Below are 24,403 nucleotides of genomic sequence, written 5' to 3'. Positions count from 1 at the left end.
GGGCCTAGCGGGGCCGCCGCCGATCTCGGGAGTCGCCCGGGGCACCCTTTCCCCTATGACTTCGCCGCGTGAGCGGTTAGGGGCGAGCCGCAGCGACACGAGGATACACATGGCCGACGAGAAATCCGCATTCACCACGCGTGAGGCGCTGTTCTACCACGAGACGATCCGCCCCGGTAAGATCGAGATTATCGCCTCGAAACCGATGGGCAGCCAGCGCGACCTCAGCCTGGCCTATTCGCCCGGCGTCGCTGCTCCGGTGGAAGCGATTGCGGCCAATCCTGCGGATGCGGCGCGCTATACCGCGCGGTCCAATCTCGTGGCTGTCATTTCCAACGGCACCGCCATCCTCGGTCTCGGCAATCTCGGCGCGCTGGCGTCGAAGCCGGTGATGGAAGGCAAGGCGGTGCTTTTCAAGCGCTTCGCCGACGTCGATTCGATCGATCTCGAACTCGATACCGAAGACCCGGACAAGTTCATCGAGGCGGTGGCCCTGATGGAGCCCACCTTCGGCGGCATCAATCTGGAAGACATCGCCGCGCCCGAATGCTTCATCATCGAGCAGGCACTGCGCGAGCGGATGAACATTCCCGTGATGCATGACGACCAGCACGGCACCGCGATCATCGCGGCGGCCGGCCTGATCAATGCATGCCATCTCACCGGGCGCGACCTCCAGGATGTGAAGATGGTGGTCAACGGCGCGGGGGCGAGCGCGCTCGCCTGCACCGCGCTGATCAAGGCCATGGGTGTGCGGCACGAAAACGTGATCGTGTGCGACCGGTCGGGCCCGATCACCCCGGGACGCGACAATGTGGACCAGTGGAAGAGCGCGCATGGTGTCGAGACCGCAGCCACCAGCCTCGAAGAAGCGCTCAACGGCGCGGATATCTTCCTCGGGCTCTCGGCGGCGGGTGCGCTCAAGCCCGAATGGGTTGAGCACATGGCGGACAAACCGATCATCTTCGCCATGGCCAACCCGGTGCCTGAGATCATGCCCGAGGAAGCCAAGGCGGTGCGCCCCGATGCGATCATCGCCACCGGGCGCAGCGACTACCCCAACCAGGTCAACAACGTGCTCGGGTTTCCGTTCATTTTCCGCGGTGCGCTCGACGTGCAGGCAACCGCGATCAACGAGGAAATGAAGATTGCCGCAGCGCGGGCCATTGCCGAACTCGCGCGTGAACGCGTGCCCGAGGAAGTGGCGGCCGCCTACGGCGTGACGCACCAGTTCGGCGAGAATTACATCATTCCCGCCCCGTTCGACCCGCGGCTGATGGAAGTCGTTTCCAGCGCGGTGGCCAAGGCGGCGATGGACAGCGGCGTGGCGCAGGCGCCGATCGCCGATTTCGACGAGTATCGCCACAAGCTCAAGGCGCGGCTCAACCCGACGACCGCGGCGCTGACCAATATCTACGACCTCGCCCGCGCCAATCCCAAGCCGATGGTCTTTGCCGAGGCGGAGGAAGACGTCGCGCTGCGCGCCGCCATCCAGTACCGCGAATTCGGTTACGGCGAGCCGATCCTGGTCGGTCGGACCGAAAAGGTCCTCGAGAAGCTGCGCGAACTGGCAGTCGACGATCCCGATGACTGGATCATCGAGAATTCGAACGTGTCGGACAAGGTCCCGGCGATGGTCGACTATCTGTACAAGCGCTTGCAGCGGCGCGGGTATACCGAGCGCGACGTCGCCCGCATGGTCAACCAGGAACGCAACGTCTTCGCAGCGCTGCTGGTCGCGCTGGGGCATGGCGAGGGCATGATCACCGGCCTGACCCGTACCTTCAGCCAGACTGCGCGCGAGGTGGGCCGCGTGCTCGATGCGAAACCGGGTGCGACGCCTTTCGGAATCCACATGATGGTGGGCAAGAACCACACCAGTTTCCTCGCCGACACCACGATGAACGAGCGTCCCTCGGCGGGCGAACTCGCATACATCGCGCGCGAGACCGCGGCGGTCGCGCGGCGCATGGGGCACGAACCGCGTGTTGCCTTCCTGTCCTATTCGACCTTCGGCAATCCGTCGGGCCAGTGGCTGGGCAATATCCGCGATGCGGTGGCGCTGCTCGATGCCGACGATTCGGTGAATTTCGAATATGAAGGCGAAATGGCCCCCGACGCGGCGCTCAATCCCAAGGTCATGGCGCTCTATCCCTTCAGCCGCCTGTCGGGTCCGGCCAATGTGCTGATCATGCCGGGCCTGCAGTCGGCCAACCTGTCGGCCAAGCTGCTGCGCGAACTGGGCGGCGAAACGACTATCGGGCCACTGATGATCGGCTCGGAAAAGCCGGTCCAGATCGCGCCGATGACCGCCATTGCGCCCGATGTGCTGACGCTGGCGGTGCTCGCCAGCGCCGGGGTGGTCGGATAGGCTAGAACGCCAGTTCGTCGCCCTTGTAGTCGACGAAGCGGAAGCTGGCGCCGCTCGCGCCCTCGAGGACGTCTGCGAGGCCGTTGACGCTCTCGTCGATGGTCAGCTTGGCCTGCGGCCCGCCCATGTCGGTCTGGACCCAGCCCGGGTGCAGCGCCAGCACGGCGATGCCGCGTGCGGCGGCGTGTTGTTCGGCCACGCCCTTGGCGAGCATGTTCAGCGCAACCTTGCTGGTGCGGTACAGGTCGTACCCGCCCGAGCTGTCGGAGATCGATCCCATCAGCGACGACATGACCGCCAGTGTCCCGCCGTCCCTGAGCGCGGGCAGCAGCGTCCGCGCCGCGCGCGCGGGGCCGAAGGCATTCGTCACCATCACGTCCGCCACCTCGTCGGCAGTCGCCTGCATCGCATCCTGGTGGAGCGCGCCGGTAACGCCTGCGTTGATCACCAGCGCATCGAACTGCCCATCCTCGAAGCCGAGATCGGCGTAGCTGTCAGGACGGGTGACGTCGCAGCTCACGATGCGCAGCGCCTCGCTTTCCAGCGCGTGCAACGCGTCGCTGCGCGAACGCTCGCTCGCGACAACCTGCCATCCGCGCGCAAGGAACTCCTTCACAAAGCCAAGCCCGATACCGCGCGATGCCCCGAGAATGAAAATCGTCCTGTCTGCCATCGCCATATCCTCCATCGGCTCTCTCTTCTTCGGGTCCCGGCTAGCCTGCCATTGGTGGGATTGGCAAAGCCGCTGGTCGAATAAGTGCCCGCACCATCGCTGGCAGGCCCCGGGCCGCCGATTGGTTCAGCGGGGCGCAAGCGCGGCTTCGCCAACCGCCGCCGACGTGCATTCAAGCGCACGCGAAAGGATAACAAGATGAAAAAGACAATCGCAACGGTCGCAATCGCCGCGGGCATGCTTGCCACCCCCGCAATGGCACAGGCGCAGAACGTGGCCCCGGGCGGCTTCTACGTCGGTGCGCTGGCCGGCTACGAGGGACTCAATGTCGATTCGGGCGACGGCAGCGTGAGCGCCGATGCCGATTCGGCAGTCTATGGCATTACCGCCGGCTACGACCTCTCGCTCGGCAGCGCTTTCATCGGCGTCGAAGGCGAACTGTCGACCAGCGGCGGCTCGACAGAGTTCCCCGACAGCTTCGGCGGGGCCCGTGACGGTCTCGATGCCGACGGCCAGTATTACATCGGGGCCCGCGCCGGCTTCGCGGTGACGCCGGGCATCGCCGCCTATGGCAAGGTCGGCTATACCGCGCTCGACACCAAGTCCTTTACCAGCGCCGGTTCGCTCGACGATCTTGACAACAATGCCAACGGGCTGCGCTTCGGCGGGGGCTTGCAGGTCCAGCTGCCCGGTCCACTCGAAGGCCGGCTCGAATACCGCCGGTCGCAATATGACGACATCGGCGGCGATGTCGGCGACGCGACGACCGACCAGGTCGTGGCCGGGCTCGGCCTGCGTTTCTGACGCAGAGCTTCTGACCCGCGAGGCCGTCCGGGTGACCTGGCGGCCTCGTGCTATTTCCGGCGGAAGCGAAAGTACCAGATTTTAGTGCAGGAAAACAGCAACATGTTGAATTGAAACTTTATAAACGGGATTCTTGGGCTCCGTTCTTGCGGCTAGCAATCACCGGGCAATCACCGTTTGGATTTCGATTTTTCTCAGCCTGCGCTCTCTCATCTTTGAAGTGATTGGCGCCCCTGTCTCAAATGCCGCGATGCACCTTAGCGAGAGCAGGCGGCAGGCTCAAATTTCAGATTGTCGGCGATCCAGCGCTTCTGTTCTCCACTCCGCCTGTCTCAGTGTCCTTCGTCCGAGAGCCTTTCTCGGCTGGGCTAATCAGCTGTAGTCGCCGCATCAGCGTAGCGTCCTTGGTGAAGCCTGACGTGACCCCCTGATTTTCCTCCAAGTTCGATTAGAGTCCGGCCCTGATAGAAGGACGGACGAGATGAAGAGAACGAGGTTTAGCGAAGAGAAGATCATTGGCGTGTTGAAGGAGGCCGAGGCGGGGATGAAGACCGCTGATCTTGCTCGTCGGCACGGCGTGTCGGAAGCGACGATCTACAACTGGAAGGCCAAGTATGGCGGGCTGGAGGTGTCCGAGGCCCGACGGCTGAGGGAGCTTGAGGGCGAGAACGCCAAGCTCAAGCGGCTGCTGGCCGATACGATGCTGGACAACGTTGCGTTGAAGGATCGTCTGGCAAAAAAGTTCTGACGCCCGCCGCTATGCGGGAAGCTGTGGCTCATCTCCAGGCCTGCCACGGGATGAGCGAACGGCGGGCGTGCCGTGTCATCGATGCCCATCGCACGAGTGTGCATTATCGTTCCAAGCGGGACGATAATGCCGAGCTCAGAGACAAGCTACGCGAGCTGGCCAACCAGCGTCGCCGGTTCGGCTATCGCCGTCTGCATATCCTGCTGCGCCGGGAGGGCGTGATGATCAACCGGAAGAAGACTCAGCGATTATATCAGGAGGAAGGGCTTGCTGTCAGGCGACGACGCAGCCGCAAGCGTGCTGTCGGGACCAGAGCTCCGGCCCCGGTGCTGGCCCTGTCGAACGAGCGCTGGAGCCTGGACTTTGTGCATGATCAGATGGCTTCAGGAAGACGGTTGCGAGTGCTCAATGTCGTCGATGATGTGACCAGAGAGTGCCTGGCAGCAGTGCCTGACACATCGATCTCCGGGCGCCGTGTCGTGCGTGAGCTAGCCGATCTGATCGCCGAGCGCGGCAAGCCCGGCATGATCGTCAGCGATAACGGCACTGAGCTGACCAGCAATGCGGTGCTGGCATGGTGCGGGGAGATGGGCGTGGAATGGCATTACATCGCGCCGGGCAAGCCGATGCAGAACGGCTTCTGCGAGAGCTTTAACGGCCGGATGCGCGACGAGCTGCTCAACGGGACACTGTTCCTCAGCATGGCTCATGCCCGGGTCGAGATCGCTGCCTGGGTGGATGACTACAACCGGGAGAGACCACACTCGTCCCTTGGCTACGAAACACCGGCGGCGTTCGCCGCCGAACTGCAGAAGCAATGGCCTGCTTCGCTACGCCCTACAGGCTCCGATACGCAGCCCATTGCTTCAACCGCGCTCATGCGCAACAACGCGGCTCGGCTCTAATCGCATCTGGAGGAACGTTGGGGGTCACGTCAGTTTGTCTGACGCTGCGGCCTTAGGTACGGGCCTCGATTGATTATTGGCTCTAATGCGAGTCCCATGCGCGCTGATTGCCCAAGTAACTGTTAGATATGATGAAAAGAGGGAGGCGCGGGTCCGCATTCCACACCGTCAGTTCTTCGCCTTCGTTCTCGGTGTCCGAAGTAGGTGTCACAATTTCGGACAGAATCGAGGCGAGGTGTCTCTACAAAGTACCGTTCACAAATGTCTTTTGCGGTAGAATTCTCCATGCACGAACCGGGCCGACGTCGGACTGATAGTTTTTGGTCAACAGGCTCTATGGATTGGCCACAACACTGGGGTTGAACCTACCACTTATGGCCTGAATTGCGCTCGCACCGAAGGCAACACAACGTTGGTCACTCCCTATTCCATCAGCACTACTGTAGAGTGAAGTGATACCCTGGCCATCGATGCAACATCGTTTAAGCGCACCCCTGCCTACAGGTTCCCTCGCTAAGCGGGAGCTTGGGCCTGTAGGCAAAAGGGAAACGCTAAAGCATCAGAAACTACCGCCTATAGCAACGCCATAACGCCGTGGCTCAAGGGTGTAGATATTAGTGAAGTTGCCCGAAGAGGCATCGGTGACGTAAAGTCCAGTGACAGAGCTACTGTCGAAGATATTCTGGACAAAGCCCCGAATAAACCATCTCTCGTCCGCGCTGTTCAGCTGCACGATCGCATTCGCCTGAACGAACGGCTTGATTCGGTTGACCCGGCCGTTGAAGATATTGCCATATTGTTCCCCTGTCAGGGCGAGATCGAACCGGGGAACGAGGGTCATGCCATTGTCGAATTCGGCGGTATACTGGACACCCATGGCTGCCTTCATCTCAGGCGCCTGCGGCAATTTATTGCCATTGATGTTCACTTCTACACCGGGGCTCAAAACATTGATCCCGCTATTCATAGGAACCGCGCCTGCAAGGACATCACATATACTGAAAGCGCCGCTGGAAGGAAGATTTCCGTCAGCCGGAAATTCTTCAGGCCCGCGCAGACCAAGAGCTGCATTGACTCCAGCGACGAACGCATCCGCGATGCCTCTTCCTGGCCCCGTCACCGCGCAATTGGAACCGTTGCTGATATCTTTGATGATGACGGCGTCTGGATCGCCGCCACCGGGATCGCGCGGGTTTGAGAAGAACTGGTCTCCATCAACCTCAGCGTTAAGGTAGCTCAACGTCAGGTTGATGAGCCAGTCCGGGTCCGGACGAATGACGGATTCCACCTCCACACCCCAGATAGTGGCGTCGATGGAGTCGTTCACCGACGTCCGCGCAACGATCCGGCTGAGCTGCAATCCGCTATATTTGTAATAAAATGCGGTTGCGTTCAATTGTAATTTGCCGTTTGCAAATACGTTCTTCGATCCGATTTCGAACGCGTCGATCGTTTCCGACCCGAAGCTTTCAGGTACCTGGAAGATTGGAATAAGCGGAGGGTTGATTCCCCCTGACTTGTACCCTCTCGAGTAGGAAGCATAGACCGTATTATCTGGAGTAACCTCATAGTCTAAGACAGCGCGGCCGGTTATTTCGTCGAAACCCACTTCCCGGAACTGGACCAGTTGATTTCCAGCCACTCCCAAATCTGCATCAAAAGTTCCCACGAATGGCGAATCGAATGCGTCGCCATCGTTGGAATACGGATTGAGGAAGCTCGCAAGTGTGTTCCGCGCTGTGACATCTTTCTTGTCATCATTGTAGCGCAGCCCGCCGGTGAAGGTGAGCCTATCCGTGATGTCGAAATAGACCTCTCCGAAAATTCCGAAGCTTTCCAGGTTCGATTCAAGGGAGTTGTTTCGAAACATGGATGTTGCGAGGTACGAGGGCGGTAAGCCCCCCGAAAGCGATCCAAAAGAGCCAAGGATCGAGCTTGCGTAGTCGAGCGCGAACGAGTTCACATAATAGCTGTTATCCGTAGTTGTCGATTTCGCGTAAATACCCCCGAGCAGGAAGTTGAACGCCCCCCGAAATCACTCGCGAGAAGAAGTTCAGCGTTCCATGATTCGCGTGTTTCAGAGGACCTGTCAAATGACAGGGGTGTATCGCCGCACACCGAATTACCTTCGAAAGACCCCCTGTTTCCGTCATCGTTGTCGGACGTACAAAGTGTACCCTGCGGTCCATTGGGAATAAGGGCTTCGACGATTGGCGAAAAATAGCCAGAAGAGCCGGGGATGAAGGGAGGGGCGGGCGGCGCAAGGCCCGTCGGCAAACCGTTCGCTCCGAAGAACGAAAGAGTGTTGAGCGCCGTGGCAAAACCGGCTCGATCCTGGATGCCGAGGAAGTAATCTTGGCGGGAGTCCACTTCGGTATCCTGATACAGACCAGTTGCTGTCAGCGTCATTGCACCGATGCGCTGCTCGATACGCGCCTGAGCCTGTATTTCTTCAGCAAAATAGAATGGTGTGAAAGCCGTATTCACCGTCCTGACGTCATCAGGCTTGTCGAAGCCGGCAAAAGCGTCCGGCCCGTACAGGCTGCCAAGTCCAAGAGCGGCTGGAATGCCTTGGATTGCGAGAAATTCGGATGACGCAAGCACCGCGCCAATCGTCGAGTTGGCGTTGGTGATGTCGAAATCACGCCGGTTATTCAGACAGCCGAGGATGCCAAGAGGATCGCGCTGGCAAGCCTGCTTTTGATTTCGTAGCCGGGAATCTTCTTCGCGAAAATAATACCCCATGAGATCGATCGTGGTATCGGACGTAGGCTCAAAACGCAGTGAACCGCGCACCGCGTACAAATCGCGATCATCAACATCGGAATCGTTAAAGAGGTTGGTCGTGTAGCCATCCCTTTTGATATAGATGCCCGATACTCTGGCACCTATCGTATCGCCAATGGGAGCGTTGACCATTCCCCTGGCTTCAATGCTATTGAAATTCCCGTATTCAAATTCCGCAGAAGCACCGAAACCGGTGAGGTCCGGCTTCGCGGTAACAATGTTAACAACGCCGGAGGTTGCGTTTCTTCCGAATAGCGTACCTTGGGGCCCGCGCAGAACCTCGACGCGCTCCAGATCGAAAAATTCGGTTTCGAATAACCTCGTTCCGAACAATGGCGACCCATTGGCGTGAATGGCCGTCGCCGAATCGCAAGTTACGCCAACGCAAAGGTCGCCGATACCGCGAATTGTAAAGGTTGATGCGGTGAAGTTGCCCTTGGCGAAAGAGACATTGGGCAATGTCAGCTGAAGATCTGCAGCGTTTTCGATCTGCTGGCTTTCGAGCGCCTCGGCGTCAAAAGCGCTGACGGCGATCGGCACTTCCTGCAAGCTTTGTGCTTGGCGCTGCGCTGTTACGATGATGACGTTGCTGTTGCCGGTAGGGTCTTCGGTTTCCGCTTCCTGAGCGCTCGAAACCTGCGGCAGAGCCATCAAAGCTGCACCCGACAGCCAAAATGCTTTCTTCGTCATTCCCATATCTCCATCCCCCAATTGTTTTTCTTATGTTTTTTTTTACGAGCTCATACTGCCCGTCATAAGTTGTCGCTCAAAATTGGGGCAGCTCATGGAGCTGCCCCTAGTTTAAGGAGAGGGTAAGCATGAGAAAATAAGAGTCTTACCCCTATGACATGTGCTACTCTTTGACGCTCCTATCGTAAAGGGCTTTATTAAAATCCCTTGCGCCGGATGGGCCTGAAGGATCATCGGAATTATACTTCTTAGAAGCCTGCTCTGACTGTCAAACCGTAGGTTCTCGGCTCAGCAAGGAACGCACCATAGATTTGCTGAGGGGCTTGGAAAGGGGCATTGAACGCGACTTGCGTGTAACCAATATCGAAAAGGTTCTGCCCCCACAGTTCGATGGCCCAGCGCTGATCGGGTCCTCTGAGGCCAATCCTGGCATTCACAAGGGTGAAGCTTTCTTGTCGCTTTGCAGGCAGAAGGTCCGATCCGGTGTTGTATTTGCTCGTGGTGCGCTGGTTGATGTAGAATAAGCCGCTAAGTCCACTATTGCCGATCGGCGGGGTCCAGCTAAGTGAGCTCGTAATCGACAGCTTTGGCGCATTGGAAAGGTTCTGGCCGGGAAGAAGCTGCAAGGCCGGATCAAGCGGTAATCCGCTATCGTCACCGATTAGGTTATCTTCATAGCGGGTGTCGGCATAGGTAAGTCCGAGATTCAAGCTCAGGTCACCGCCCGGATTGAGGGTTGATTCGATCTCAATACCTTCACTGATCACGCCAGGTTGAACGTCCTCGACAGCGCAAGATCCCGTTGTGGCATCATCGTCTAGATCGGCGCCCCCCAAATCGTTTGCACAACTGTTGACATTCTGAACGACGTAGACGGCACCATTGAACGTGTTGAGCTGGAAGTTCGTAAACTCTTGTCGAAACGCAGCGAGGCTGACCGAAAACGGATAGGAGGAGTACTTAAGGCCGATCTCAAAGGCGTCGACCTCTTCCTGTTCGAACTGAAGATTGGCACTTGTACCCGCAGTGATCGGGCTAAACAACGGATTGTTCAGCGCCGAGCGATCAAGATTAAAACCACCCGCTTTGTAGCCCCTGGAATAGCTACCATAAATAAGCAGATCATCCGTCGCCTTATACGACAACACGGCGGTGCCGGTGAATGCATCTTCGGAGCGCTCATCGTCGAGATTAAGCCCGTTCACTTCGCTTGAGCTGTTACCCTGACATGCCAGCACGATCAGTGGCGCTGCGAGCGATCCCGCGTCCGTCCCCAGAAGCGGAGAAAGCGCAGCACGCTGATCCGGACAGATCGTATTGGTGTTGTTGAGGTCGGCGGCAAGCGTCTTGGTTTCGTTAGTATACCTTAAACCAAGGGTCAGATCGAGACGGTCGGTAATGTGAAAGATATTGTGCGTGAAAAAGGCGAAATTTTCGCTGTTCTGGAAGAATGCACTGTCCTCGTCGCCGACGTTTCCAAGACCCTGCAGGCGCAGGATACCGTCAATCAGCAGAGGTGTCGCAGGTCCGAAAGCACTGGTCGCTTGAAGGCCGCCAAAAACGGCCGGAGCAAGGCACCCCGGATCGCCAGGACTCAGGGCGGTGGGCGCAAGAGACAAGGCCACTCGGCAGGTCACGAACTCACCATATTGCGTGCCGAACTTAAGATTGTCGCGCACGGTCAGATCCTCATTGGCGTAGTAGCCACCGACGAGCCAGTCCAGCTGGTCGTCGAAAGCTGAGCCTTGTAAGCGGAGTTCTTGACTGAAAGTTTCGAAATACCGCCCAAGCGCGTCTTTGCCAGGAGCCCTGTAAAGGATGTCGACTTGACCATAATCGGTATCGGCCGCTTGGTTGTTTCCATATTTACGGAAAGCTGTGATCGAAGTTAGTGAAGCGCCGCCCAGATCCCAATCTGCCTGAAGCGAAACGCCCCAATCTTCGGTCTCGCCTTCATACGACCGGCCCGGGGTGATGTAGAGATCGCGTTGAATTCCGGGCTGGAATGCCGCTGGATCCTGACCAAGCCCGATCAGGATTGGAATCACAGGGTTGCTGAGTTCTGTCAGGCCGGGACCTCGCGGGTTTCTGTCGAACTGGTCTCCGGTCAGCGATTGCCGCGCGAACGCCGCATCATCGCGGGTAAGGTATTCGGATGCACAGCAAGCCTCCTCTTTCTTGGAATAATCGCCGATAAGACGAAACCGTAGTGTGTCGCTGGGCTCGAACAGCATTTGGCCGCGAACAAGCCAGCGATCACGATTGTTTATAGTGACACCGTTGACGACATCATCGTAAAAACCGTCACGTTCGAAATAGACCCCGTCAACCCGCGCGGCGATTGTATCGCTTATTCCGCCAGAAATTCCTCCTTCAACTCGGATTGCATCGTAGTTGCCGTAGCTGGCCGCCACGTAGCCCTCGGGCCTGAACGTAGGAGACTGTGTCACCACGTTAATGAGGCCTGCCGACGCATTGCGACCAAAAAGCGTCCCCTGGGGGCCGCGAAGCACCTCCACACGTTCGATCGGCTGTATTTCATTAAGGCCGGCACCACTGCGCGAGCGATACACGCCGTCGACGAAGACCGCGACGGAACTTTCGAGGCCTGGATTGTCCCCCACAGTGCCGATCCCGCGCACGCGCGCGGACCCATTCGCTTCGTTACCTGTGGAGGAAACGAGTAGGGATGGTGCGATTTGGTTGAGTTCGCGAATGTCGTTTGCACCGCTTTTCTTTAGCGTTTCCGCATTGATGGCAGAGATGGCCACCGGCACATCCGCCAACTGCTGTTGGCGCCCCTGCGCCGTAACAATGATAACATTTTCGTCCGCGCCGCCTTCAACCGGCCCGCCAGTTTCGCCAGGATCCGATAAATCGGCCGCATCAATTGCGTCGGGGTCTAAAGTCTGTGCATGGGCCAAACCCGGAGCCGCCAACAGGCTGAACCCGCATACACCGCTCAAAAGTATATGTTTCATACGATCATCTCCCTTCGCCAAGTCTTTGATTGTTTTGCAATTTTTAGAAAAATTGTGCCGCATAGTGAATTACTAAATCGATTTATCATGTCTGACCAATCAGTTTTAGTAAAGGACTGATCTAACATTGCTGTTCGTATTCCGGTGAACTTTTCCAACAAGCAAGCACGCTTCTCAGAGTTGCCACGAACGCCAAGGGCTGATCGAGCATCAGGTGGTGACTGGCTTCGGGAATCGTTATTATCGGAATGTCGTTGCCACCTATATCGCGGATGTAATCGGCTGAATCCTGCGAAAAAAGCATGCTGTTGCCCCCGTGCACGATGGCCTTTCGGCCCGGTGCCTGCACCAGGCGCTTGCCCATAGTCAGCCATTCCTCGGGCTTATTGCTCCGCCGAAAGACCTCCGGCGAAAATTTCCATGTCCAACTGCCCTCCTCTCGACACAGCGAATGATACGCAATGTAGTCCAGTAAGAACGGCTCTGCGACCGGCTGGGGCGGAGATAGGACATAGCGTTCCCGTGCTGCTTCGTAGGTGGGATAATGCCTGTTGGGTTTATCCGGATTTCCTGAGCCAGGGCTCGATCGCTCTTTATTCCAATATCCATCGAGCATTTCGGGACGCATGATCATGAGATCGCATACAACCACTCCCGCGAAGGCATCGGGCGACTGGGTAACGGCTGTCAGCGCGGCACCGGAACCGAAACTGTGGGCAATGATCGTTGGCTTGTGCCCATCAGCGAACAAGCCCAGCGCCTCGGCGATCTCGACGAATTCCTTACCGCGGGCCGCAGCGCCCGCTGAACCGCGCATCTCGCTGTCACCCATGCCCGCCAGATCGAAGGCGACGATGTCATAGTCCTGGGCAAAGAATGGGGCGATAAAGGCGAAGCATCGGGCATGAGCGAGGAAACCATGCGTCATCAGCAATTTCGGCTTATCGCGGTTACCCCATCGAAAATAGTGGACCTTCGCACCGGTTATCTCGACATAACCTTCTTCGCGCGGCACTCTGAGCGCGGTTATGAACCACTCGGGCAGGTGCGAACCATCACCGGCCCATATGGGATCGATGTCGGCTGGAAGGTCGTTAACTGACGTCATGTCATTCATTGCGCGAAAGGTTCCTTGCTGGTGAGATTTGTGGTGGCAAAGCCGCGATAGGCATTGCGCGCGGCCTCCTCGCAAAGGGCGGCATAACCGGCCACGCTGGGGAAATTGATGAGTTGCCGTTTTTTGCCGGGAATATTTGCGCCCATGTACCACGAATCCGCTTCCGGAAAGAGCGTCATCGCGCCAACCTGAGCGACCATTTCGGTCCAACCAGCTTCTGCGTCCGGGTTCGCCTCGAAGCGCTCGATATCGTTATCTCTCAGCCAGATCAGGAAGTCGCAAATCCAGTCGCCCTGAATTTCGGCAGCGGTCGGCCCGTTGGAGAACCCCGAAGGGCTCAACGGGCCGTAAGCGAACAGCATATTGGGAAATCCGGCTACGGCCATGCCCAGATAGGCGCAGAGCCCGTCTTCCCAAGCAGCCGACAGTGAGAGGTCGTCTTTCCCGGTGATGTTCATGTCAATAAGGCCGCCGCGCCCCGCATCGAATCCCGTCGCGAATACGATCAGATCGCAGTAAAACGCCCCGTCCTGAATTTCGATACGGTCGGCGCTGATCCGGACAATCGGCGTGTCCTTCAGATCGACCAGCGCGACATTATCTTGCGCGAAAATCTCGTAATAATTCTGTTCCAGCGATGGCCGCTTGGTGCCGAAGGGGTGGGGCGGTTCGGCAGGAGCAAGTTTTTCCGCAAGCGCCGGATCGACGATCCGCTCCCGGACCTTCTCGCGCCAGAAATCATAAGCGTAGCGGTTTGCTTTGCGATCGGTGAGCATATCCGCAAAATTGTGATACCAGAATTTCAGGCCGCCGCGCTGCCAGAGATACTCAAAATGTGCGGTGCGCTCCTCATCGCTAACCTCAAGTGCCGATTCATCCAGCGACTGGCATTCAAAACCCCCGCTGGTCTGCGTGCGTTGCTCGAAAATGGCTGGGTAACTCTGCTTTTCGCAGACCTGCCCTTCCTCGGTCATTGTTTCCTGCCGCATCGGCAGGGCGAGAATCGGTGTTCTTTGAAATAGTGTGAGCCGATCTGCCGATTTTGCCGCCTCCTGCGCCACCTGGACACCGCTGGCACCGGTGCCGATCAGGCCGATCTTCCGGCCAGCCAGATCGATCCCGACCTGCGGCCAGCGCGCAGTATGGCACCAGTCACCCGAGAATGTATCGAGGCCCGGAATATCGGGCACATAAGGTTTCGATGCGAAACCTAGAGCGGGGAGAAGAAACCGCGCTGTGACCGTATCTCCGCTGTCCAACTGCAGAAGCCAGAGCGAGGCCTCTTGGGCGAAGCGCGCGCTTTCGACCCTAGTGCCCAAACGCATGTGCGGCCATAGATCAAGGGTATCGCAGACATGACGAAAATAGGCGCGCAGTTCTTCCCATCCGGGAAAACGCTCGCTCCAAGACCATGTCTGCCATAGCTCGGGAAGCGAGAATTCGTAGAGGGGTACCTGCGAATCCACCCGCGCACCCGGATAACGATTCCAGTACCATATGCCGCCGGGCTGGGCGGCAGCATCGATCAGCAAGACATTGAACCCGGCATCGCGCAATTTGTGAAGAAGGTAGATGCCGCTGAACCCGGCACCCACGATCACCGCATCATAATCGGGGGTGGTCTTGCCGCTCACACTGCCGCCCGGTTGCCTTCTGCGATCTTCTTCGCGACAGCGTAATCCGCCTTGCCGTTGGAAGCGCGCAAGGCCGTGGTTGTGGGGTGGATAGCCTTGGGCGTCTTGTACCCTGCGAGTTGCTGACGGACATGGTCCTTCACGCTCTGCTCATCGAATTCGCCACGCTCGCTCAAATGGACCACGGCGGTCACCGCCTGTCCCCATTTCTCGTCCGGCACGCCGACCACCAGCGCATCAGCAATCGCAGGGTGCGTTTTCAGCGCCTCTTCGACCTCTTCGGGATAAACTTTTTCACCAGCAGTGTTGATGCAGACGCTGCCCCGGCCAAGCAGGGTCAGGCTGCCATCGGATTCGACCCGGCACCAATCGCCGGGTATCGAATACCGAACCCCGTCAATGGTCTTGAAGGTTTTGGCGGATTTCTCGGGATCTTTGTAGTAGCCGATCGGGATCGCGCCCTTGCGAGCGATGAAGCCGGGCACGCCGCTACCCGCGTCGACCTTCTGGTCGTTCTCGTCGAACACATCGCAAAACTCGCCGATACCGAATTTTGCGGTGTTGGTGCCGCCTTCTGAAGTGGTAACAGCAAGGCCATAGCCCAGCCCTTCGGACGCGCCGAAACTGTCCATCAGGACCACTTGCGGGATATGCTTGCACAGGCCCGCCTTGACCTCCTTGCTCCACATCACGCCCGATGAAATGATCGATATGAGACTGCTGGTATCCCAGCGGTCAGGATAGTCGTCGAGCGCCCGCAGCATCGGCTTGGCGAAGGCGTCGCCGACGATGGCGATGCTTTCTACCTTATGCTTTTCGACCGTGTCCCACAATTCTTCGGCATCGAATGACGGGTCGTTCAGCGTGACAATTGCACCGCCCGACATCAGCGTACCGATCGCCGTGATGAAGCCGGTCCCATGCATCAGCGGGCAAGAGGGAAGGGTGCGGCGTGATGTCTCCCCACCTTTGATGAGCTCGATGTTTTCTTCGTGCGACTGCGGCACCGGGCCAAGCAGCTTTTGCGCATCGAGCTGAGCTTTGCGCATATCGTCATGCTGCCACATCACCCCTTTGGGCATGCCTGTGGTTCCGCCAGTGTAGATAAACAGCAGATCGTTTGGCGAACGCTTTATGCCCAGCGGCGAACCATCGCCTTGCGTGGTAAGGCTTTCATACGGCACGGCAAAAGGCGCGATGTCGGCCGGATTACCAATCTCGACGAAGGTGTGAACGTTTGTCAGTCTGTCCTTGAGCTCAAGGATGTTGCCGCGAAATTCGGAGCTGTAGACGATCACTTCGCTGTCGGAATCGTCGAAGATGTAGAACACCTCTTCGGGCACGTAGCGGTAATTGATGTTCACATGGGTGAGCCGCCCCTTGAAGCAGGCCGCGATCAGCTCGCCATATTCAGGCCGGTTACGCATGTAGAACGCAACTTTCGCCCCGCTGCCGGCACCGCGTTCGCGTAAATTACGAGCGAGATTATTAGAACGCCGGGACATTTCCGGCCAGGTGACGATCCGGTCGCCATGGATCAGCGCGGGCGCATCCTTCGGCATGACCGGTTCAATCGCATCAAGGATGTCCCCAAGGTTCCAGTCGATCACGGTGTTATCTCCTCTCGTGAAGGGCCGCGCTTGTCTCGCGCGCGTCCCCGCAATTGCTTACATCATGCCGCCCTGGTCCATCCCTGCTGCACCGCCGCTTCGGCTCTCACCACTTCGGGTCCGCCCAAAATCTGGCGGTCGAAACCGATCCGCTTGAACCAGTAATGGAGGCCCAGGAGATCGGTAAAGCCCATCCCGCCATGCACTTCGGTGGACGTGCGAGCGACGAAACGATGCACTTCGCCCGTATGAGACTTTGCATGGCACGCAGCGAGCATAGCTTCACCCGGTGCAGCATCAAACGCATGGGCAGCATACCAGACCAGCGAACGGCATGGTTCATGACGGGCGGCCATCTCCGCACACATATGCTTGACCGCCTGAAAGCTTCCGATGATCCGCCCGAATTGTTCGCGTTGCCCCGCATAATCCACCGCCTTTTCGATCATGGCCTGACCTGCGCCAATGCTGTCCGCGGCGAGGACCACGCGCCCAGCATCGCGCAGCCGAGAAGCAGTCGCCCCGCCATCATCGGCCAGCGGTTCTGTCTCAACTTGTTCAAAGCGCAGTTCACCTACGCTGCGGGTCCGGTCGATGGTCGTGAGCGGGATTTTCTCAAGCCCGGCGGCATCGGCGCGCACGATGTGCAGTCGGCCGCCTGTATCAGCCACCAGAAACGCATCCGCCCCGGCAAAGTCGAGCGCGAACAAAGCCGTTCCATTCAGCTTTTCGCCGTCGCAGGTCACGCCTGCGCCGCTGCGTGCTTCGACAGTTTCGGCTAGTGCCACCGCAATCCGCGCCTTGCCGCTGGCGATTTTGGGCAGCCATTCGGCCTGCTGTGCATCACTGCCTGCCTGCGCCAACGCGATGGGGGCAAGTACATGGTTGGCAAGGAACGGCACGGGAGCAACCGCATAGGCGAGCTGTTCGGCCACGACCGCTGCATCAAGTAAAGTCATGCCATGGCCGCCATACCCTTGGGGAACCATCATTCCCGTCAGACCCAGTTCGCTAAGCGCCGACTGGACCTTTTCACTGTAAGACGCCTCGCCTTCTGCGCATTCACGCACATGATCAAGCGGGCAGGTATCGGCGAGGCATCGCGCGATTGCCTCGCGCAGCATTTGCTGGTCCTGAGATAGTCCGAAATCCATCAGGCCGCTCCCTGTTGTTGGCGAGCCGCGACGGCTGCGCCTTGCTGTGCTGGCGCAGGTTTGGCCAGCTTGGGTTCGCGCGGCATATCCAATCCGCGTTCAGCGATGATGTTCTTCTGGATCTGTGCAGTGCCCCCGCCGATAATCAGGCCCAGTTGGAACATGTAGTTCCACTGCCATGCGCCGCCGTCACGCTCGCGCTCGCTGCCATGATAAAGGACGCCGATTTCGCCCATTGCATCAATCGCCAGAGCCGAAATCTGATGCGCCAGTTCGCAGCTTTGTAGCTTGACGATCAGCTTGGCCATGCCGCCAGGATCGCCTTTTAGATTGTCCGACAGGATGCGCATTCCGTTGTATTTCATCGCCGCAACTTCGGCCTGAAGCGCGGCGAGTCGGTCGCGCAGCGCGGCATTGTCGATGGCCCGGCCTTGACCAATGCGTTCTTCTTGCATCAGCTTGACCAGCGCCTGAAAGCGGTTTTCCAGAGCATCGGGATCGCCGAGCATACCGCGTTCATGTCCCAGTGTCGCATTGGCGACGAACCAGCCCTGACCGCGCTGGCCGACAATTTGATCCATCGGCACGCGGACATCGGTGAAGAACGTCTCGTTGAATTCGGCGTGTCCAGTCATGGTCTTGAGCGGGCGCACTTCGATCCCCGGCGTATCCATCGAGAAGATCAGGTATGAAATGCCCCCATGCTTGGGCGCGTCAGCCTCGGTTCTGACCAGACAGAAGATCATGTCCGCCTGTTTGGCCGTGCTGGTCCAGATTTTCTGCCCGTTGATGACAAACTCGCCGTTTTCGACATGTGCGCTGGTTTTCAAGGCAGCGAGGTCCGATCCTGCCCCCGGTTCCGAATATCCCTGACACCACACGATTTCGCCCTTCAAGGTCGGCTCGACCCACTGGCGTTTTTGTTTCTCGGTCCCCAGTTCCAGCAGCGTCGGGACCAGCATGGAGATGCCCTGATTGGCAAGTCCGCCAGGAACGCCTGCGCGTGCGAACTCCTCAGCAATGATCCGTGATTTGAGAATGTCGGGTTCGGCCCCATAGCCGCCATATTCCTTAGGAATCGTTCGCGCGGTATAGCCGTATTCGATCAGCAGTTTCTGCCATTCGACCGCTTCGGCAGAGGGGCGGGCGGCGCGGCCTTGTCCGGCGGGCGCATGATCGCCGTGCTGGTCCAGGAATTGCCGCACTTCCTCGCGGAAAGTGTCGTATTCAGGTCCATAAGCAAGATCCATTGCGGGCCTATCCTTCGTCGGGCAAGTTCGTATCGGGGCGAAAAACCGGCAGGCGAAAATCCGCAGCAATCGGTTCGAAATCGAGCATTACCGGGAGGTCCAGCTCCAACTTGTCGTGGTCGCAGTCGATCAGCCGGGTCGCCATACGCACGCCTTCTTCCAGTTCGACCACCGCCGCGATAAACGGAATGTCGGCGGCGAGGGCAGGGTGCAGGGCCTGATGCGTGACCGTCCAGGAAAACAACGTGCCTTTCCCGCTGCTTTGTTCCCATGAATAATCGGGCGATCCGCATTTGGCGCACATATAGCGCGGCAAATGGCGGAAGGTGCCGCATTCGCCGCAGCGCTGGAAATACAAATGGCCGTCCTGGCACCGGTTCCAGAATTCCTGTTCCACCGGATCCTGCGGGCGCGGCTTCGGTTTGGGCGGCACCTGCTGCGCAGAGGCACGCATTTTGGGCGGAAGATCGTTCTCGTCGCTCATGCGAACCTCCTCAGGATAGCGATGCTGCCATCACCCAGATCGCCCCAGCCGGTGACAAGTCCGGCCTGTGCGTTTTCGACTTGCCGCTCGCCGCAATCATGGCGCAGCTGGCGCACGGCCTCGACGATGTGGTTCAATCCCCAAACATGCGCCTCGCTTAGCAGTCCGCCATGGGTGTTAACCGGGTAACGCCCGCCCAGTTCGATCTGGCCGCCGGTGACAAATTCCGTCTGACCGCCCGGTTCGCAATATCCCAGCGCCTCCAGTTGCAGAAGGACGACGTAGGTGAAGCAGTCGTAGATTTGGAGGAAGTCCATGTCCTCCCGCCGAACGCCCGCCATCTCGAAAGCGCGCGGGGCTGCATAACTTAGGCCGATCTTGAACGGATCGGGCCGGGAAGGGATGTCGTCTGCCGGATAAGGATGCCCCTCGGCTGCGCCGGCGATGCTGACAGGAACATGAGGCATGTCTTTCGCCCGGTCCATCCGCGAGACCACAACCGCGCAGGCACCGTCCGTTTCAAGACAGCAATCATAAAGCCGAAACGGTTCGGAAATCCACCGCGCCGAACGATAGGTTTCACTGTCCAGCTCGCGGCCATAGGTGAACGCTTTCGGGTTCAACTGCGCATGACGGCGGCAGGCCAAGGCAACGGCTTCCATTGCATCCTCGCCTACTCCGTAAAGCTGCGAATGCCTGGTCGCGAGCCAAGCATACATCTGGACCGGCAGGAACACACCATAGGGAATATAATAGCCCTGGATCGTGTTGGTCAGCGTGTTCATGTTCATCGGCCGGGTGGGCGGGGCACCAGGTTTTGGCCTGAGGGCCGAATACCCATTCCAGCCCAGCGTCACGAGCACATGATCACACAGGCCGCTGGCGATCGCCATGGCTGCATTCTGCAACGCCGCGGTCAGGCTGGCGCCGCCCATATGCACCGTGGAGGCATAGCGCAGCACATCGATGCCCAGATTGGCCGCCATCTCCTCCGATGTCGTATAAATCGGGGGCGGGACCATGCCATCAATGTCGGACGGCTTCAGGCCCGCATCCGCGATGGCCCGGCGCGATGCTTCCAGCATCATGTCGACTGCGGTATTCTCGGCCCCTTTTACAAAAGCGGTTTCGCCAACACCCGTAATGGCGGACTTGTCGCTGAAGCTGAGGGACGCAGAACCGCTCATGCCTGCACCTCGCTTTGCCGTCGCGCTCGGCACTCGCCTTGCAACAGACCGGGTTTCGGCCGGTCAAATACCGGCGAGCCGTTCATGGTGTGGCGGCCTGACGCGCGCCTTTGCGGCAGAACCAGTGCATCGTTCATTTTGATACCTCCGCTGCTGTTCACGAATAGGCTTTGGCGGATGAAAACGCCTTCTCGGCACCGTCGACAAGGTCCTTCATAACTTCGGCGGCTGGGCGGATCGAGTCGATCAGACCGATCCCCTGACCTGCAAAGCCGGGTATGACGTCCTTGCGCTCTGCCTGGATGCCCGAGGCCATTACCGGCCCGGAAATCATCGACTGATATGGCATGGGGAGGGGCTCCTTGCCCGCTTCCACCCAGGCATCGGCCCACCGGTTGCGAATCATGCGCGCTGGCTTGCCTGTAAGCGATCGGCTGACAACCGTATCGGCATCACCGCTTTCGGTGATCGCTTCTTTCTGGAAGCGTTCGATGCCCGCTTCTTCCGTCGCGAGGAACGCAGTGCCGATCCATGCACCTTCCGCGCCCAGCATCATTGCAGCGGCCACGCCGCGACCATCCGAAATACCGCCGGCCCCAATAACGGGTACGCGGTCACCCACTGCATCGACGACCTGGGGAATGAGGGAGATGGTGCCGATCGGGGAATTGTGCCCACCGCCATCGTGACCCTGCGCAACGATCATGTCGATGCCAGAATCCACCACCTGCTGGGCGTGCTTGACTTTGCCGATCACCGCCATGACCTTCGTGCCATTGGCGTGGAGGCGGTCCATCCATGGTTTCGGATTGCCCAGGCCAGCGGCATAGACGGGCACCTTTTCCTCGATAACCACTTCCATCTGCGCTTCGAAGAACTCTTTGGAGAACAGCTGCGGCGCGCCCTTTCCCATTTCAGGTGCGCCCGCCGCCCGCATGGCCGCCGCAGCATCGACCCGGGGTAGGCCCTCCCGATCCATGAATTCGCGAGTGAACTGCTGATACTCGCCTAGCAGGTCCATGGGATTTTCAGGCGTGCCACCGCTTTGCGGGGCAGAGCCGCGCCTGACCGAAGCGGGCAGCAGCGTATCGACGCCGAAGGGCTTGTCGGTAAGCTCGCGGGTCTGGCGGATCCAGTCGCGCAATTGTTCGGGCGAACATGCCGCTGCGCCTAACACGCCGAGTCCCCCAGCATTCGATACCGCTGCGGCTAGCGCCGGAACGCTTGCACCGCCCATACCGGCCAGAAGGATCGGGTATTCAATACCCAGCATTGCACAGATTCGGCTTTGTAGTGCCATTCTCTCATCCTCTTCGCATCGGTCCATTTTGAACCTTCAAACTGTTATAACTGCTAGATTTCCCCCCATTTGACCCGCTGTGACACCAATTCGGGGCTGCGCTGCGCAAGATATGATGCTGAGCCAGAAACCAGGCGGCACATCGCCCGGCGCGCAGCCGCTTGATCGCCCGTGCGCACAGATTCGAGAACGCGGCGCAGAAATCTCAACTGGACCGCTCGCTCTTGTGCTGAATACCCCAGCGCGTCCGAAAATTCGCGCGTCAGCAAATGCATCGCCGATGTCAGCAAGCCAAACAGCGGATTGCCGCTTGCCCAGCCAAGCAGGTCATGGAAACGGCGATTCAGTTCCTCGAAATTATCGCTGGCTTCATTACGCTCTAGTTCCTTGAGACAATCGCCGAGCGCGCTGAGATCACCCGTGGTTGCGCGCAGCGCAGCATAGGCTGCGACATCGGGCGCGATCGCCTCGCGTAATTCCAGAAGTCCGCGCAGGTCCGCTTCCATGAAATGCAGGATTAGCGAAAGGCTGTTGGCAAAGTCGCCGGTCTGCGGGCGCGCAACGACCGGGCCGCCGCCGCGCCCCAGTTGCAGGTGGATTACACCCTGAAGTTCCAGAAAGCGCAGGGCTTCGCGCAAGGTTGCGCGGGCAACCTCGTAACGGGCCAGCATTTCGTCCTCGCGCGGCAGCCGGTCACCAGCGGAGTGGGCCCCTGCCTCGATGTCGCGGACGATGTTCTGGGCAAGCGACAGAGCGCGCTTGGCTTTCTTCGCTGTATCGACCTGCGGATGCATCTTTTCTATCTGACTCCTCGATAAGTCTTATAAGATTTAAATCAGTTTGGTGTCTACTGGCAATTTTCCCACCCTCCTATAACGGGGGCAATTGGATAAAAGAGTATAAGCTTTATTGACGAATCTGGTCGATTTCGTATGTTGTCGGCTTAGAGATCATCGCTTGCAGAGAAGGATAGGATATGGGCGCCCAAGTCATTGAGGCCGACATTGCCGAGAAGGTTGCTGCGATACCTATCGATGAAATCGACGTCGCCCGGCCAAGCTTGTTTCAGAACGACACCATAGGATTGTTTTTCGATCGGCTCCGCAAGGAGGATCCGGTTCATTATTGCCGTGAAAGCTATGTCGGGCCCTATTGGTCGATCACCAAGTTCGACGACATCATGGCAGTCGATACCAACCATAAGGTATTCTCTTCCGAAGCGAAGCTTGGGGGTATCGCAATCCAGGATATGCATTCGGTTGAAGGCGGGCTCGAACTGGAAATGTTCATTGCAATGGACCCGCCCAAGCATGATCAACAACGCAAGGCGGTGACTCCATCGGTTGCCCCTTCAAACCTTCAATTGCTGGAGCCGATCATCCGCGAGCGGGCAGGCGAGATACTCGACCAGTTGCCGGTCGGTGAGGAATTCGACTGGGTCGACAAGGTTTCCGTCGAATTGACCACCATGACTTTGGCAACTCTGTTCGATTTCCCGTGGGAAGAACGGCGCAAGCTCACCCGCTGGTCCGACATCACGACCGCGGCGCCAGAGACGGGCATCGTGGAATCATACGAGGCACGGCGCGAGGAGTTGATCGAATGCGCGATGTACTTCAAGGGGCTCTGGGAACAGCGTGTGAATGAAGAACCGAAGAACGACCTGATTTCCATGATGGCACATTCGCCAGCTACAAAGGATATGCCCTTCCTGGAATTCCTGGGTAATCTTCTGCTGCTCATCGTCGGCGGCAACGACACCACCCGCAATTCGATCAGCGGCGGTGTTCTGGCGCTTAATCAGAACCCTGATGAATACCGCAAATTGAACGACGATCCTTCTCTGATCACCAGCATGGTGCCCGAAATTATCCGGTGGCAGACCCCGCTAACCCATATGCGCCGTACCGCGCTCGAAGATTACGAAATTGGCGGTAAGCAGATCAAAAAGGGCGACAAGGTCGTGATGTGGTATCTTTCGGGCAATCGCGATGGCAGCGTCATCGACCGGGCGGACGAATTCATCATCGACCGGAAGAATCCGCGCCATCACCTTTCTTTCGGCTATGGCATCCATCGCTGCATGGGCAACCGGCTGGCAGAGCTGCAGCTGCGCATCATCTGGGAAGAAATTCACAAGCGTTTTTCAAAAGTCGAAGTGACCGGAGAGCCCGAGCGCCTGTTTTCCAATCTGGTACGGGGTATCACCAAACTTCCGGTGCGTTTGCACGCCCGTTGATTGTAGAAATCGAAATTTTACGGAGCTGGAAATGATAAAGGTAACGTTCGTCGCGAGCGACGGTGAACGACGCGAAGTCGAGATTGAGGAAGGCGAAACCGCGCGCGAGGCGGCCCTGTTCAACGATGTGCCCGGTATCGACGGCGATTGCGGCGGGGTGTGCGCATGCGCGACATGTCACGTCTTTGTCGATCCTGAATGGATCGACAAGGTGGGCCGAATAATGGACGACGGTATGGAAGCTGATCTGCTGCAATTCGCCGAAGGCACCACCGAATATAGCCGTCTTGCGTGCCAGATCCCGATGAAACCCATGCTGGACGGGCTCGTCCTCCACGTCCCTGAAGAACAATATTAGAATCCCGCGAAAGAGAGCTCGCCTCAGCCAGAAACGATGCGGACCAAGAACAGACGATGCCTAGCGGGCTGGTCAACATGGAACCGTTAGCTATTCCGATAAGAAAAACAT

General features: G+C 58.4%; 18 protein-coding genes. 5 read left to right on the top strand and 13 right to left on the bottom strand.

Annotated elements, in window-relative coordinates; translation table 11 throughout:
• The first annotated feature begins 109 nt into the window (after positions 1 to 109).
• Positions 110 to 2,371, top strand: coding sequence for an NADP-dependent malic enzyme (locus WKH79_RS09970; protein WP_341858770.1), 2,262 nt, complete (start codon positions 110 to 112; stop codon positions 2,369 to 2,371).
• 1 nt (position 2,372) lies between these two features.
• Here WKH79_RS09970 and WKH79_RS09965 read toward each other — a convergent pair whose 3' ends face one another.
• Entirely contained in the window at positions 2,373 to 3,044 is a 672-nt protein-coding gene (locus WKH79_RS09965; protein WP_341858769.1) for an SDR family NAD(P)-dependent oxidoreductase, read from the bottom strand.
• 198 nt (positions 3,045 to 3,242) lie between these two features.
• Between WKH79_RS09965 and WKH79_RS09960 the strand changes: the two genes are divergently transcribed.
• Positions 3,243 to 3,848, top strand: a complete 606-nt coding sequence (locus WKH79_RS09960) for an outer membrane beta-barrel protein (protein WP_341858768.1) — start codon at positions 3,243 to 3,245, stop codon at positions 3,846 to 3,848.
• 481 nt (positions 3,849 to 4,329) lie between these two features.
• A protein-coding gene (locus tag WKH79_RS09955; RefSeq protein WP_341858767.1) for an IS3 family transposase occupies positions 4,330 to 5,501 on the top strand; the annotation gives its coding sequence in 2 pieces (ribosomal slippage) (positions 4,330 to 4,582 and positions 4,582 to 5,501; 1,173 coding nt in all).
• Between the two features lie 559 nt (positions 5,502 to 6,060).
• On the opposite strand, the gene WKH79_RS09950 is transcribed toward WKH79_RS09955, so the two are convergent.
• The 12 genes from WKH79_RS09950 to WKH79_RS09895 all read right to left on the bottom strand — a co-directional run bounded on the left by WKH79_RS09950 (position 6,061) and on the right by WKH79_RS09895 (position 22,489).
• Complete coding sequence (locus tag WKH79_RS09950) at positions 6,061 to 7,464, bottom strand: TonB-dependent receptor (protein ID WP_341858766.1); 1,404 nt, start codon at positions 7,462 to 7,464, stop codon at positions 6,061 to 6,063.
• On the bottom strand, positions 7,461 to 8,978 hold the full coding sequence (locus WKH79_RS09945; protein ID WP_341858765.1) for a TonB-dependent receptor plug domain-containing protein: 1,518 nt from the start codon (positions 8,976 to 8,978) through the stop codon (positions 7,461 to 7,463). Before WKH79_RS09945 ends, WKH79_RS09950 begins: the two co-directional genes overlap by 4 nt.
• Before the next feature lie 248 nt (positions 8,979 to 9,226).
• Positions 9,227 to 11,959, bottom strand: coding sequence for a TonB-dependent receptor (locus WKH79_RS09940; RefSeq protein ID WP_341858764.1), 2,733 nt, complete (start codon positions 11,957 to 11,959; stop codon positions 9,227 to 9,229).
• Between the two features lie 121 nt (positions 11,960 to 12,080).
• A complete protein-coding gene (locus WKH79_RS09935; protein ID WP_341858763.1) occupies positions 12,081 to 13,076 on the bottom strand; it encodes an alpha/beta hydrolase in 996 nt (331 codons plus the stop codon).
• Complete coding sequence (locus tag WKH79_RS09930) at positions 13,073 to 14,710, bottom strand: NAD(P)/FAD-dependent oxidoreductase (protein ID WP_341858762.1); 1,638 nt, start codon at positions 14,708 to 14,710, stop codon at positions 13,073 to 13,075. The genes WKH79_RS09935 and WKH79_RS09930 overlap by 4 nt, the downstream gene beginning before the upstream one ends.
• Positions 14,707 to 16,320 carry an acyl-CoA synthetase gene (locus tag WKH79_RS09925; RefSeq protein ID WP_341858761.1) on the bottom strand — a complete coding sequence of 538 codons (1,614 nt, stop codon included), beginning with the start codon at positions 16,318 to 16,320 and terminating at the stop codon, positions 14,707 to 14,709. Before WKH79_RS09925 ends, WKH79_RS09930 begins: the two co-directional genes overlap by 4 nt.
• Before the next feature lie 62 nt (positions 16,321 to 16,382).
• Positions 16,383 to 17,474: an acyl-CoA dehydrogenase family protein gene (locus WKH79_RS09920; protein ID WP_341858760.1), complete on the bottom strand. Its 1,092-nt coding sequence runs from the start codon at positions 17,472 to 17,474 to the stop codon at positions 16,383 to 16,385.
• Positions 17,474 to 18,724, bottom strand: a complete 1,251-nt coding sequence (locus WKH79_RS09915; RefSeq protein WP_341858759.1) for an acyl-CoA dehydrogenase family protein — start codon at positions 18,722 to 18,724, stop codon at positions 17,474 to 17,476. Before WKH79_RS09915 ends, WKH79_RS09920 begins: the two co-directional genes overlap by 1 nt.
• 7 nt (positions 18,725 to 18,731) lie before the next feature.
• Entirely contained in the window at positions 18,732 to 19,208 is a 477-nt protein-coding gene (locus WKH79_RS09910; protein WP_341858758.1) for an OB-fold domain-containing protein, read from the bottom strand.
• Positions 19,205 to 20,395, bottom strand: a complete 1,191-nt coding sequence (locus WKH79_RS09905; RefSeq protein WP_341858757.1) for a transporter — start codon at positions 20,393 to 20,395, stop codon at positions 19,205 to 19,207. The genes WKH79_RS09910 and WKH79_RS09905 overlap by 4 nt, the downstream gene beginning before the upstream one ends.
• Before the next feature lie 157 nt (positions 20,396 to 20,552).
• Positions 20,553 to 21,668 (bottom strand): nitronate monooxygenase, encoded by a 1,116-nt coding sequence (locus tag WKH79_RS09900; RefSeq protein ID WP_341858756.1) that lies wholly within the window; start codon positions 21,666 to 21,668, stop codon positions 20,553 to 20,555.
• Positions 21,669 to 21,748: 80 nt separating this feature from the next.
• Positions 21,749 to 22,489, bottom strand: coding sequence for an FCD domain-containing protein (locus WKH79_RS09895; protein ID WP_341858755.1), 741 nt, complete (start codon positions 22,487 to 22,489; stop codon positions 21,749 to 21,751).
• 182 nt (positions 22,490 to 22,671) lie between these two features.
• Between WKH79_RS09895 and WKH79_RS09890 the strand changes: the two genes are divergently transcribed.
• Positions 22,672 to 23,934, top strand: a complete 1,263-nt coding sequence (locus tag WKH79_RS09890; RefSeq protein ID WP_341858754.1) for a cytochrome P450 — start codon at positions 22,672 to 22,674, stop codon at positions 23,932 to 23,934.
• A 31-nt stretch (positions 23,935 to 23,965) separates the two neighbouring features.
• Complete coding sequence (locus tag WKH79_RS09885) at positions 23,966 to 24,292, top strand: 2Fe-2S iron-sulfur cluster-binding protein (RefSeq protein WP_341858753.1); 327 nt, start codon at positions 23,966 to 23,968, stop codon at positions 24,290 to 24,292.
• The last annotated feature ends 111 nt before the right edge of the window (positions 24,293 to 24,403 follow it).

It is taken from the genome of Qipengyuania sp. GPGPB31 (genome assembly GCF_038396345.1).
GTDB classification, from domain to species: Bacteria; Pseudomonadota; Alphaproteobacteria; order Sphingomonadales; family Sphingomonadaceae; genus Qipengyuania; species Qipengyuania citrea.
Note: the sequence above shows the minus strand (reverse complement) of the source record. Positions and strands in the feature narration are given on the sequence as shown.